This window comes from Caulobacter sp. 602-2, assembly GCF_011043625.1.
In the GTDB taxonomy this organism is placed as follows: domain Bacteria; phylum Pseudomonadota; class Alphaproteobacteria; order Caulobacterales; family Caulobacteraceae; genus Caulobacter.
The window spans coordinates 98,059-110,755 of record NZ_JAAKGT010000008.1 but is presented as its reverse complement, the minus strand read 5'-3'; the positions used below and the strand labels follow the sequence as shown (position 1 = coordinate 110,755).

The following is a 12,697-nucleotide window of genomic DNA, read 5'->3' as shown; positions in this document are numbered from 1 at the left end:
AAGGGGCGGTGGAAGGAGGCGGGGAGGGGGATCGTCCCCGTTTTCAGCAGCCCCGTTCAAAAAGGGGTCGCCTTGACAAGGTTGTCATGGCTTGTTGTCTCGCTTGAAGGCTGAATCAACGCCGCGCGAGGCCATTTCTTGAACGCCAAGGTTACGATCCACGACGTCGCCCGCATGTCGGGCGTATCGATCAAGACCGTGTCGCGGGTGCTCAACCGCGAGCCCAACGTCAAGGCCGACACCCGCGACCGGGTGCAGGAGGCGGTGGCGGCGCTGAACTACCGGCCCAACATCTCGGCCCGCAGCCTGGCGGGCTCCAAGGCCTATCTGATCGGGGTGTTCTTCGACAACCCGAGCCCCGCCTACGTCACCGACGTGCAGCTGGGCGCCATCGGCCGCTGCCGCACGGAAGGCTATCACCTGATCGTCGAGCCGCTCGATTCCGAGGGCGACGTCGAGGAGCAGGTAGCGCCGATGCTGGCCACCCTGCGCATGGACGGCGTGATCCTGACCCCGCCGGTCTGCGACGACGTCCGGGTCCTGGCGGTGCTGGACGCCGAGGGCGTGCCCTATGTGCGCCTGTCGCCCGACCGCGATCTCGACCGTTCGGCCTATGTGCGCATGGACGACATGGCGGCCGCCTACGAGATGACCGCCCACCTGATCAAGTTGGGCCACAAGGACATCGCCTTCATCAAGGGCCACCCCGACCACGGCGCGGCCCACCTGCGCTATGACGGCTATGCGAAAGCCATGGCCGACCACGGCCTGGCGGTGCGCGAGGATCGCGTGGCCCAGGGCTGGTTCTCGTTCCGCTCCGGCTTCGAGGCGGCCGAGACCCTGCTGGCGGGCGAGGATCGTCCCACCGCCATCTTCGCCTCCAACGACGACATGGCCCTGGGCGTCATGGCCGTGGCCAACCGCCTGCGCCTGAACGTGCCCGAGACCCTGTCGGTGGCCGGCTTCGACGACACGCCCGGCGCCAAGGTCGTCTGGCCGCAGCTGACCACCGTGCGCCAGCCGATCCAGGCCATGGCGGCGGCAGCGGCCGACCTGCTGCTCAGCGGCGACCTGAAGGGCGAGGACGGCGCGGCTCCCTCGCGCCTGCTCGATTTCGAGCTGGTGGTGCGCGAGTCGACGGGACCGGCCAGCAACTGAGCAATCGGCCGCATAGGTTGCGCGTTTTGTGGATCCGTACGGCCAAGCTCAATCTTAAGTGAATGGCTCAGCTTGTCATGAGCTCGTCGAACTTGCGTGCTTGATCCTGGCGGGTGGCAAGCGATAGCGAGTGTTCGACTATGGCCGTTGAATCCAACTTCAAGGCGATCGAGGGACTGCGAGGGTATCTGGCGCTGTGGGTGGCCATTGGCCACGCCTTCCAGATGGCCGGGTATTTCGACCTTCCCGGACCGTTCAAGATCGTCATGAAGGGCGCTGTCGCCGTCGAGATCTTCATGATCGTCAGCGGCTTCGTGATCACCCATCTGTTGACCACGAAGGAAGAGAGCTACGGCCGCTACGTCGTGCGGCGGTTCTTCCGCCTCTATCCGTGCTTCGTGCTGTGTTGCCTGATCGGCTACCTGATCATCCCGCTGATGAGCGATTTCGTTCAGTCGCGCGACTGGAGCGGGCCGGCCTGGACGCCCTATGTCGACAGCATCGTCCAGCTGGAAGACCAGCAGCGCGACAACTTCTGGGCTCACCTTGGCCTGCACGCGGTCATGCTGCACGGCCTGGTTCCCGGCGAGGTGCTGCCGCGCGCGCCGATGACCTTCCTGCCGGCCGCCTGGAGCATCTCGCTCGAATGGCAGTTCTACCTCGTGGCCCCCCTGGTGCTGGCGATGATTCGCACGCCGGCGCGGGCGGCGGTGCTGATCGCCGTCTGCATGGGCCTGTTCGCGTCCTACCGGCTGGGCGTGTTCGGGTCGTTCGAGGTGGCGTCCCATCTGGCGGGCAACATCGGTCCGTTCGCGGTGGGCATCGCCTCGCGACTGGCCTTGCCCCACCTTCGCAAGGTCAGCGCCAACGCCCTGACGCCCGCCATGTTCGCCGGCGCCGCGGCCCTGGTCCTCCTCTACAAGGAGGCGCTCACCCTGCTGCTGTGGCTTCCGTTCTACTGCTTCCTCGTCTGGGGGCAGGGCAGGGGGCTGTCGGGCAAGGCGTTCGACCTGCTGTTTTCCAGCAAGGCCGTGGTCTGGGCGGGCACGATCTCGTTCTCGGTCTATCTGCTGCATCGGCCTGTCCAGGTTCTGGCGGTGACGCTCGTCGAGCGGCTGGCCGGCGTCCTGTCGCAACCCGAGACCCTTGCGGTCCAGTTCGTGGCGACCGCGCTGACCCTGCCGCTGGGCTGGCTGACCTATCGCTTCGTCGAGAAGCCGGGCATGGCCCTGGGGCGTCGGGTCGTGGCCCTGTCTCCCTTCAAGGCGGCCACTGCGACGGCCTGAGCCGCTTTCGTCGATAAATCATACAAATAAAGAAAGAGAATTTTGTTACGCGATTGACAGCGTTGTCCATTGACAGCGCTGTCGCGTTACTCCTAGGTTGCATCCGCCGACCCCCGAGAAGGGCCGGAGAACAAGGGAGGATGCGCAAGGCATCCCGAAAAACTGGCGAACTTGCTCACGTCGACACCGTCGGCGGAGATCGGCTCTCTGCGGCCGTAACCTAGGGGAATGCTCATGATTTCGAAGACTTATGCGACCCGGAACGCGCTGATGGCAGCGGCGTCCTCGGTCGTTCTGCTGGGCGCGGGCCAGGCCATGGCCCAGACCGCCGCGACCGACGCGGCGGCTCCGGCCTCGGCCCAGGAACCATCCTCGGTTGAGGAGGTGATCGTCACCGGCTTCCGCGCCTCGCTGCAGAGCTCGCTGTCGGCCAAGAAGAACTCGAACCTGATCATCGAGTCGGTCACCGCCGAGGACATGGGCAAGTTCCCCGACCAGAACATCGCCGAGTCGCTGCAGCGCCTGCCTGGCGTGCAGATCGACCGCGAGAACGGCCAGGGCACCCGGGTTCGCATCCGCGGTCTCGACCAGAACGTCACGGTGCTGAACAACGACATCTTCGTCTCGGGCATGGAGCTGTTCCGCCTGGGCGAGGGCAAGATCAACCAGACCAACTCGCTGGAAGGCATTCCGTCCGAACTGATCGGCGGGGTCGACGTCTACAAGTCGCCCGACGCCTCGCTGCTGGAAGGCGGCCTGGGCGGCATCATCAACCTGAAGACCCGCAACGCCCGCAGCTTGCGCGACGACATCACGATCGCCGGCGACCTGCGTGGGAACAAGGCTGGCGAGACCGACTGGAACCCGACCGGCTCGCTGGTGCTGGGCTACAAGTTCAGCGACCGCTTCGCCGTTCTGGGCACCGTGTCCTACGACAAGACCGAGCTGCACACCGACGTCCTGGGCGGCGAGAACCGCGGCGGCTGGGCGTTCAACGACCGGCCGGTGGTCGGCGGCGGAACCCTCGACGTGTGGTCGCCCGAGTATCGCTACGCCACCTATCGCGACCAGGAGCGCAAGCGCCTCGGCGCCTCGCTGAATCTCGACTTCGCCCTGACCGACTCGCTGCAACTGACCGGCGACTGGTTCCACTCCGACCTGAAGATCAAGACCAGCGAGGCCTCGATCAAGTTCCCGTTCGCCAACGAGAACGCCACCTACGCCGCCGGCGCCAGCGTCGACAGCAACGGCGTGCTGCAGAGCGGCACGGTCACGGCCAACTCGGCCGAGGGCACCTCGTACCTGCAGGACTCCCAGGCCAAGACCGACAACTTCCAGGTCGCCCTGAACTGGGACAACGGCGGGCGCCTGACCGGCAGCGTGCGGGCGGCCTACTCGACCGCCGACTACGAGAGCGCCAGCGCCAACAATGACGTGCGCTACACCCAGTACACCGTACGCAACGGCACGGCCGCGGGCCTGACGCCCAACGCCACCGCCCCGGCGACCTTCACCTACAGCTACGCCAATGGCGACAATCCGAAGTTCACCCCGGCCAACGCGGCGCAGTTCACCACGCCCTCCAGCGTGTTCGCCAAGTCGCACTGGGTGTTCGGCGAAGACACCCAGATCGACAACACCTCGATCCGCGGCGACCTGAAGTGGCGGCCCGAGTTCGGCGAAACCGGCGACCTGGTGATCAGCGCCGGCGTCCGCTACGCCGAGCGCAAGATCGACTCCGAGTTCTGGCAGCTGCTGGCCGACTATTCGGGCAAGGGCGAGCTGAACGGCCGCACCTACGGCCAGGACTGGACCCCGTACGGCTACTTCCAGGACGGCGCCATCGGCTTCAAGTCATGCGGCCTGCCGGCCGGTACGCCGGGCCGTCCGAACTGCGGCCAGACGGCCACCGACGACGGCCGCTTCGGCGCCTCGCCGGCCCTGATCACGCCCTACCAGACGGCGGCGTCGAACCCCGAGCGGTTCGAGACCCTGACGGTGGGCGGCATCACGGCGCTGTTCCAGAACCGCAGCCAGATGGAAAACCCGGTCGCCTGGCTGTCGAACCTCTATTCCTCGACGCCGTTCAAGAAGTTCGCCGACCCGATCCAGTCGTTCCGCATCAAGGAGCGCACCACCACCGGCTACGGCATGGTCGACCTGGGCGGCTCGGACGATCGCTATCACGTCAACGCCGGCGTCCGCGTCGTGCGCACCGAGCTGACCATCGACTCCAGCGGCACCCCGACCTCGCCCTGGTACTGGGGCACCGACAGCTGGAACGGCGTCATCGGCAATCCGGACGCCATCAAGACCACCCGCGAATATACCGACGTCCTGCCCAGCGCGAGCGCGGTGTTCGACGTCAACGACAGCGACAAGGTGCGTGTCTCGGCGGCCCGGGTCGTGTCGCGTCAGGACCTGTTCCAGCTGGGCCAGGGCTCGGCCTTCAACTTCACCCGCAGCTCGACCCCGGGTCCGAACCTCAACCGCTTCCTCTACACCAACGGCAGCGGCGGCAATCCGGACCTCGACCCGTACCGCGCCTCGCAGTTCGATATCGCCTACGAGCGCTACTTCGGGCGTAGCGGCATCGTCTCGGGCGCGTTCTTCTACAAGAGCGTGGACTCGTTCATCCAGACCGACACCGTGCCGCGCACCGTGGCCGACGGCTCGGTCGAGGGGGCGACCCTGGGTGTCTACACCGCGCCGGTGAACGGCGACGGCGGCAGCATCAAGGGCGTCGAACTGGCGGCGCAGTACGCCTTCGACAACGGGTTCGGCTTCAACGCCAACTACACCTTCTCGGACTCCGAGACCTCCAAGTCGAACGACTACGACGACAACCTGCCGATCCCGGGCGTGGCCAAGCACGCCTTCAACCTGCAGGGCTTCTATGAAGGCCACGGCTTCGAGGCCCGCGTCTCCTACGCCTGGCGCGACAAGAGCTACCAGGGCGACTTCTCGTTCGGCTCGGGCGCGGACCGCCACAGCCTGGGCACGTGGGAGCGGGCCTATGGCCAGCTCGACGCCCAGGTCGGCTACCAGGTGACCCCGGCGATCAAGGTCGTCCTGGAGGGCATCAACCTGACCGAGGAGCCCACCGGCCGCTACCTGCAGTGGGAGAACCTGCCGTTCCGCTACGCCACGGCCGATCGTCGGATCGTGCTGGGCGCGCGGTTCAAGCTGGGGATGTAAGTCCTCTCATGCCGGCGACGGAGATCTTGCGAGCCCGTCGCCGGCTCTTTTCCTGACACGCGCTCCGCCAGAGGGCGCGAACGGGGAGGAAACGCCATGGATCGCGCCATAGGCTCGATCGCCATCCTGGGCGGCGGCACCGCCGGCTGGATGGCCGCCGCCGTGCTGGCCCAGGTGCTGCGCGGGACGAAGACGACCATCACCCTGGTCGAGAGCGCCGAGATCCCCACCGTCGGGGTGGGCGAGGCGACCATTCCGCCGATCCTCGACTTCCTGCGGCTGCTCGAGATCGATCAGGGCCAGTTCATGGCCGCCACCGAGGGCAGTTTCAAGCTGGGCATCCGCTTCGACGACTGGCGGGTCGTGGGCGAGCGTTATTGGCACCCGTTCGGAACCTTCGGGCCGTCGGTCGACCGCCGGCCCTTCCATCACATCTGGCATCGGTTGCGGGCGGCGGGCGATGATCCCCGCGTCGAAGCCTACAGCCTGGCCACGGCGCTGGGCGACGCGGGCCGCATGGCTTTCGCCGACGGGCAGGGGCAGGGGCCCCTGGGCGGCATGCGCCACGCCCTGCACTTCGACGCCGGACTGGTGGCGAAATTCCTGCGGACCTATTCGGAACAGCGCGGCGTGCGCCGGCTGGAGCGTCGGGTCGAGGGCGCGACCCTCAAGGACGACGGCTTCGTAGAGGCCCTGGTGCTGGACGGCGGCGAGCGGCTGGCGGCCGATCTCTTCATCGACTGCTCGGGTTTCCGGGGCGTGCTGATCGAGGGCGCGCTGAAGACCGGCTACGAAGACTGGAGCGACTTCCTGCCCTGCGACCGGGCGGTGGCGGGCCTGACCGTGCGCGACGCCAACCCGCCGCCCTTCACCCAGGCCGCGGCGCGGCCTGCCGGCTGGCGCTGGCGGATCCCGCTGCGGCATCGCACCGGCAACGGCTACGTCTATTCCAGCGCCCATGTCGGCGACGACGAGGCCCTTGCCGACCTGGAGCGCGAGGCCGGCAAGCTGCTGACCGAGCCGCGCATCCTGAAGTTCACCGGCGGTCGCCGCAGGGCGTTCTGGAACCGCAACGTCGTGGCGCTGGGCCTGGCCTCGGGCTTCATCGAACCCCTGGAGTCGACCAGCATCCATTTCGTGACGAGCGGCCTGATGAAGCTGCTCGACCATTTCCCGGACAAGGGTTTCGATGCGGCCAACATCGCCGACTACAACAAGGCCCTGATCGCCGAGTACGAGGCGGCGCGCGACTTCATCGTGCTGCACTACCAGCCTACGCGGCGCGACGAGCCGTTCTGGCGCGAGCGGGCGCACGCGGCCCTGCCGCCGGACCTCGCCGACCGGCTGGCGCTCTATCGCGGCACGGGGCGCATCCCGCACCGGCCGACCGAGCTCTTCACCGAGCTTTCCTGGTTCTACGTGCTGGAGGGCATGGGCGTACGGCCGGTCGCTCATGATCCGCTGGTCGAACTCTCCGATCTTTCGCAGGTGCGCGAGGGCCTTTCCGGCTGGCGGCGGCGTGTCGCCGAGATCGTGCAGGCCGCGCCCTCGCACGACGCGGCGCTCGACATGATCGCGGGCCGGGCGCGTCCGGCGGCTTGAAAGGGCAGGCGGGCGAGGAAACGAAACGATACAAAAAGAAGATAGACAGCGCTGTCAGGAAATGGTGTCTGATCCATGTGACCGCTATCGCCACGCGCCTGAAGGGCGGCGGGCATGACGGTCGCGAAACGAAACAAGGGAAGGAAACCGCTTGGCCGACCAGCGCGCGATCGCGCCGCGGCCTTCGTCATCCGTCGTCTTTCATCCCGCTCCAGCGTCGGCGCATCGCGTCGGCGGGATGCCGTCTTCCGGCTGTCGGTTCCCCCCTCCGGCCGCGTGGACGCGTTGCTGGAGGCCCCTCCTGCAAGGGGTTGCTCCCACTGCGGCGCGGCGGGCTCGCCGCGCCGATCTTTTCGGATTTTCTCGCTTTCAAGGGCCCCGTCATGAAGCTTCGCCGTCCGCTCCTTCGCGCCTCGTCGCTGGCCTTGACCGTGGGCCTGACCCTGCCGGCGCTGGCGGGCGAGCCGAGCCTGATCGCGACGACCCCGCAGACCACGGCCCATCCCGAGCTGTGGCCCTCTGCCAAGAGCCCGGCCAGCATCACCGACGCCAAGACCGAGGCCTTCATCACCGACCTGATGAAGAAGATGACGATCGAGGAGAAGGTCGGCCAGACGATCCAGGGCGACATCGCCTCGATGACCCCGGCGGACCTGGCGACCTATCCGCTGGGCTCGATCCTGGCCGGCGGCAACTCGGCGCCCGACGGCAACGACCGCGCCACGCCCAAGGCCTGGACCGACCTCGTCGACGCCTATCGCAAGGAGGCCCTGGCCAAGCGCCCGGGGCGCACGCCGATCCCGCTGATGTTCGGCATCGACGCCGTGCACGGGCACAACAACATCGTCGGCGCGACCATCTTCCCGCACAATGTGGGCCTGGGCGCCATGCGCGACCCGGCGCTGATCGAGCGCATCGGCCAGGCCACCGGCGAAGAGGTGGCGGTGGTCGGCGGCGACTGGACCTTCGGCCCGACGGTGGCCGTGCCGCGCGACGACCGCTGGGGCCGCGCCTATGAAGGCTATGGCGAGGATCCGGAGATCGTCGCCAGCTATTCGGGGCCGATGACGCTGGGCCTGCAGGGCAAGCTTTCGCCCGGCAAGCCGATCGCGCCGGGCCGCATCGCCGGCAGCGCCAAGCACTTCCTGGCCGATGGCGGCACCCAGGACGGCCGCGACCAGGGCAATGCGGTGATCTCCGAGCAGGAGCTGGTCGCGATCCACGCCCAGGGCTATCCGCCCAGCATCGACGCCGGCATCCTGACGGTGATGGCCTCGTTCTCCAGCTGGAACGGCCAGAAGATCACCGGCAACAAGACCCTGATCACCGACGTGCTGAAGGGCCGCCTGGGCTTCGAGGGTTTCGTGGTCAGCGACTGGAACGCTCACGGCCAGCTTCAGGGCTGCTCGAACGTGTCGTGCCCGCAGGCGATGAACGCGGGCCTCGACATGTACATGGCGCCTGACAGCTGGAAGGGCCTCTACGAGAACACGGTCAAGCAGGTGAAGTCGGGCGAGATCCCGATGGCGCGCCTGGACGACGCGGTGCGCCGCATCCTGCGGGTCAAGGTCAAGTCGGGCCTGTTCGACCGCGTGGCTCCGCAGGTGCAGGGCAAGTTCGATCGCCTGGGTTCGGCCGATCACCGCGCCGTCGCCCGCGAGGCGGTGGCGAAATCTCTGGTGCTGCTGAAGAATGACGGCGTGCTGCCGATCAAGGCCGGCGCAAACGTGCTGGTGGCCGGCGACGCCGACGATATCGGCAAGGCCTCGGGCGGCTGGACCCTGACCTGGCAGGGTACGGGCAACAAGAACAGCGACTTCCCCAACGGCCAGTCGATCTGGGGCGGCCTGAAGGAAGCGGTGGAAGCCGCCGGCGGCAAGGCGACCCTGGCCAAGGACGGCAAGTTCGCCGGCGCCAAGCCCGACGTGGCCATCGTGGTGTTCGGCGAGGACCCCTATGCCGAGTTCCAAGGCGACGTGGCCAACCTGGCCTACCAGCCGAACGGCAAGACCGACCTGGAGCTCCTCAAGAAACTGAAGGCGCAGGGGATCCCGGTGGTGGCGGTGTTCCTGTCAGGGCGCCCGCTGTGGGTGAACCCCGAGATCAACGCTTCGGACGCCTTCGTCGCGGCCTGGCTGCCGGGCTCGGAAGGCGGCGGCGTGGCCGACGTGCTGGTGGCCGGCAAGGACGGGAAGTCCAAGCGCGATTTCACCGGCAAGCTGTCGTTCAGCTGGCCCAAGCGCGCCGACCAGGGCCCGCTGAACCGCGGCCAGCCCGGCTATGACCCGCAGTTCGCCTATGGCTACGGCCTGTCCTACGCCAAGCCGGCCAAGGTCGGGACGCTGTCGGAGAGCGCAGGCGACCTCGGCACCGCCGCCAGCGTCGACCGCTATTTCGTCGCCGGCCGGGTGCCTGCCCCGTGGATGCTGAGCTTCTCGGGCGCGGGCGCGGTCAAGACGATCGACGCCGGGGCCCAGGAAAACGGCCGCCAGGCCACCTGGACGGGCGAGGGCGAAGGGCTGCTGGCGGTGCAGGGGCCGCCCGTCGACCTCTCGCGCCAGACCACCGGCGACATGGCCGTGCTCGTGCGGTGGCGAGTCGACAAGGCTCCGGTTGCGCCGGTTTATCTGACTGTCGGTTGTGGCGAATCCTGCGGTGGGAGGCTAGACGTAACGTCAACGTTGTCAGGTTCGAAAATCGGCGAATGGCGATCCGCCAAGATCAAACTTTCCTGTTTCCAGGCGGCGGGCGCCCAAATGGCGCACGTTTCGTCTCCCTTCGGCCTGAGCACCTCGGGGCCGCTGGCGATTTCGCTCACCGAAATCCAGCTGGCGTCCAACGAGGGCGACGCTTTCTGTCCCAAATAATCCCCCAAACTGACAAAGGAGCGGCCGCATGATCCGCGCGCGTCGTTCCCGCATCGTCGCCACCATCGGCCCGGCCTCGAGCTCGCCGGAAATGATCGTCAAGCTGGCCACGGCCGGCGCCGACGTCTTCCGCCTGAACTTCAGCCACGGCGCCCACGAAACCCACGCCGCCGTCTACGCCGCCATCCGCGCGGCCGAAGCGGTGGTTGGGCGTCCGCTGGGCATCCTGGCCGACCTGCAAGGGCCCAAGCTGCGCGTCGGCAAGTTCGCCGACGGTCCGGTTCAGCTGAAGCCCGGCCAGGCCTTCCGGTTCGATTCCGATCCGACCCCGGGCGACGAAACGCGGGTTCATCTCCCCCATCCCGAAATCCTGACCGCGATGAAGCCGGGCGCGACCCTGCTGCTCGACGACGGCAAGCTGCGGATGACCGTGACCGAAGCCGGCCCCGGCTACGCCAACACGACGGTCGTCAACGGCGGCAAGCTGTCCGAGCGCAAGGGCGTGGCCGTGCCGGACGTCATCATCCCGATGTCGCCCCTGACGCCGAAGGACCGCGAGGACCTGGCGTTCGCGCTGCGCCTGGGCGTCGACTGGATCGCCCTGTCGTTCGTGCAGGCGCCGGAAGACATGGCCGAACTGCGTCGCATCGTCGAAGGCCGCGCCGCGGTGCTGGCCAAGATCGAAAAGCCCCAGGCCCTGCAGACCCTGGGTCCGATCCTCGATCTCTGCGACGGCGTGATGGTGGCCCGCGGCGACCTCGGCGTCGAAATGGCGCCGGAAGAGGTGCCGGTGGCGCAGAAGGAAATCCTGCGCGCCGCTCGCGAGCGCGGCATTCCGGTGATCGTCGCCACCCAGATGCTGGAGTCGATGACCAGCTCGCCGACCCCGACCCGGGCCGAGGCCTCCGACGTGGCCAACGCCGTGTACGAGGGCGCCGATGCGGTGATGCTGTCGGCTGAAAGCGCCGCCGGCGACTATCCGGAAGAGGCCGTCTCGATGATGAACCGCATCATCGAGCGTGTCGAACGCGACCCGCGCTGGCCCGAACTGATGCAGGCCGAGCAGCCGCATGTCGACGAAGACGCCGACGTGCTGGTGGTCGCCGCCGCCGGCGCGGCCAAGTCGGGTTCGACCAAGTGCCTGGTGGCCTTCACCACCACGGGCGCCACGGCCCGCCGCCTGGCCCGCGAACGGCCCCTGCAGCCGGTGCTGGCCCTGTCGCCGAAGATCGAGGCCGTGCGTCGCATGGCCCTGGTCTGGGGCGTCGAGCCGCGCGTCAGCGCCCAGCCCGACAGCCTGGAGGTCGTCACCACCGACGCCGCCGCCCGGGCTCTGGAGCTGGACCTGGCCAAGCCCGGCGAGCGCATCCTGATCGTCGCCGGCACGCCCTTCGGCGCCCCCGGCGCGGCCAACCTGCTGCGCCTGGCGCACGCGCCGTTCCCGGTGCGCAAGCGGTAGGCTAGGCGCTACGCATAGAGAAAAGGCCATCGCCTCGCGGCGGTGGCCTTTTTGCTTTGGGGGATGACGCCTGCGGCGACCCCCTCAGTCGCTCCGCGACAGCTCCCCCAGAAGGGGGAGCATCTTTTGGTCGCGGCGCTTCCAGATCCTCCCCCTCTGGGGAGGTGGCCCGGAGGGCCGGAGGGGGTCTTCTACGAGCCGAACGGTTCCGGCAGGAGCCGCTCATAGCCCTTCCTCACCGCGCCGTAGCATTCGCAGGCGATGGCCTCGAGGCCCTGGCGGTCGAGGATGTCGACCACGCCGCGGCGATAGCGGATCAGGCCCTTGGCCTGCAGTGCGCCGGCCACGGCGGTGACCGTGGTGCGCTGGACGCCCAGCATGTCGGCCAGGAACTCCTGGGTCAGGCTTATGGTGTCGACGTCTATGCGGTCGCGGAACCCCAGCAGCCAGCGGCAGAAGCGGGCTTCGACCGCGTGCAGGGCGTTGCAGGCCACCGACTGGATGGCGTGGCCGAACAGCGCGTCGTTGTGGCGCTCGATCAGGTCGCGCAGGATCGCGCTGCGATCGACGCCTTCGCGCAGGGCCGAGGCGCTGATGCGCGAGACCCCGCCCGGCGCCTGGACGATGGCGCGCGACAGCGACTGGCGCGGCGAGATCGCGGCCATCAGGCCAAGACCGCCTTCGCGCCCGATGGTGGCCGACTCGATGGCCGCGCCGTTCTCCATCAGCGTCATCAGCGAGATGACGCAGTCGTGCGGGAAGTAGACCGTGTCGATCGGGTCGCCGGGATCGTACAGCAGCTTCCCCTTCTCCAGGTCCTGATGGGACAGCTGGGCGGCGATGTAGCCGAAATCCTCGGGGGGCAGAGAAGCGAGCAGACGGTTCTTCAAGGGATGTAGAGGCCCTGTCATGGCGAATCGAACGCCGGCTTGCGGCAAGGGTTGCAAGCTATAGGCAGGACTGGGGTGCGGCGCTGTCAGGTAGCCGACGCAATGCAGGCGCCGTCGGGAGTAAATCGAGGTGGGGCTATATTGTGGCCGTACGGGGCGCAATAGCTCCAACTATCTCGTCTATGTCGGGTTCCCGACAAAGAGTGCTGGGCGAGGCTGAAACTACAGAGAAATCAA

The 12,697-nt window shown here is 67.8% G+C and carries 7 protein-coding genes; 6 read left to right on the top strand and 1 reads right to left on the bottom strand.

Features of this window, described 5'->3' with window-relative positions:
- The first annotated feature begins 138 nt into the window (after nt 1-138).
- The 6 genes from G5B46_RS16410 to pyk all read left to right on the top strand — a co-directional run bounded on the left by G5B46_RS16410 (nt 139) and on the right by pyk (nt 11,570).
- Complete coding sequence (locus G5B46_RS16410) at nt 139-1,158, top strand: LacI family DNA-binding transcriptional regulator (RefSeq protein WP_165260420.1); 1,020 nt, start codon at nt 139-141, stop codon at nt 1,156-1,158.
- 140 nt (nt 1,159-1,298) lie between these two features.
- Nucleotides 1,299-2,444 carry an acyltransferase gene (locus tag G5B46_RS16405; RefSeq protein ID WP_165260418.1) on the top strand — a complete coding sequence of 382 codons (1,146 nt, stop codon included), beginning with the start codon at nt 1,299-1,301 and terminating at the stop codon, nt 2,442-2,444.
- 270 nt (nt 2,445-2,714) lie between these two features.
- Nucleotides 2,715-5,642 carry a TonB-dependent receptor gene (locus tag G5B46_RS16400; protein WP_240903538.1) on the top strand — a complete coding sequence of 976 codons (2,928 nt, stop codon included), beginning with the start codon at nt 2,715-2,717 and terminating at the stop codon, nt 5,640-5,642.
- A 96-nt stretch (nt 5,643-5,738) separates the two neighbouring features.
- Nucleotides 5,739-7,244, top strand: a complete 1,506-nt coding sequence (locus G5B46_RS16395; RefSeq protein WP_165260414.1) for a tryptophan halogenase family protein — start codon at nt 5,739-5,741, stop codon at nt 7,242-7,244.
- A gap of 383 nt (nt 7,245-7,627) precedes the next feature.
- A complete protein-coding gene (locus G5B46_RS16390; protein ID WP_165260412.1) occupies nt 7,628-10,111 on the top strand; it encodes an exo 1,3/1,4-beta-D-glucan glucohydrolase in 2,484 nt (827 codons plus the stop codon).
- A 28-nt stretch (nt 10,112-10,139) separates the two neighbouring features.
- Entirely contained in the window at nt 10,140-11,570 is a 1,431-nt protein-coding gene (gene pyk / locus G5B46_RS16385; protein ID WP_165260410.1) for a pyruvate kinase, read from the top strand.
- 191 nt (nt 11,571-11,761) lie between these two features.
- Here pyk and G5B46_RS16380 read toward each other — a convergent pair whose 3' ends face one another.
- Nucleotides 11,762-12,460 (bottom strand): Crp/Fnr family transcriptional regulator, encoded by a 699-nt coding sequence (locus tag G5B46_RS16380; protein WP_240903537.1) that lies wholly within the window; start codon nt 12,458-12,460, stop codon nt 11,762-11,764.
- Nucleotides 12,461-12,697 lie beyond the last annotated feature (237 nt).

Coding starts and splice junctions, on each gene's coding strand:
- G5B46_RS16405 (WP_165260418.1), top strand. CDS start 1,299: ATGGCCGTTGAATCCAACTTCAAGGCGATCGAGGGACTGCGAGGGTAT.
- G5B46_RS16400 (WP_240903538.1), top strand. CDS start 2,715: ATGGCAGCGGCGTCCTCGGTCGTTCTGCTGGGCGCGGGCCAGGCCATG.
- G5B46_RS16395 (WP_165260414.1), top strand. CDS start 5,739: ATGGATCGCGCCATAGGCTCGATCGCCATCCTGGGCGGCGGCACCGCC.
- G5B46_RS16390 (WP_165260412.1), top strand. CDS start 7,628: ATGAAGCTTCGCCGTCCGCTCCTTCGCGCCTCGTCGCTGGCCTTGACC.
- pyk (WP_165260410.1), top strand. CDS start 10,140: ATGATCCGCGCGCGTCGTTCCCGCATCGTCGCCACCATCGGCCCGGCC.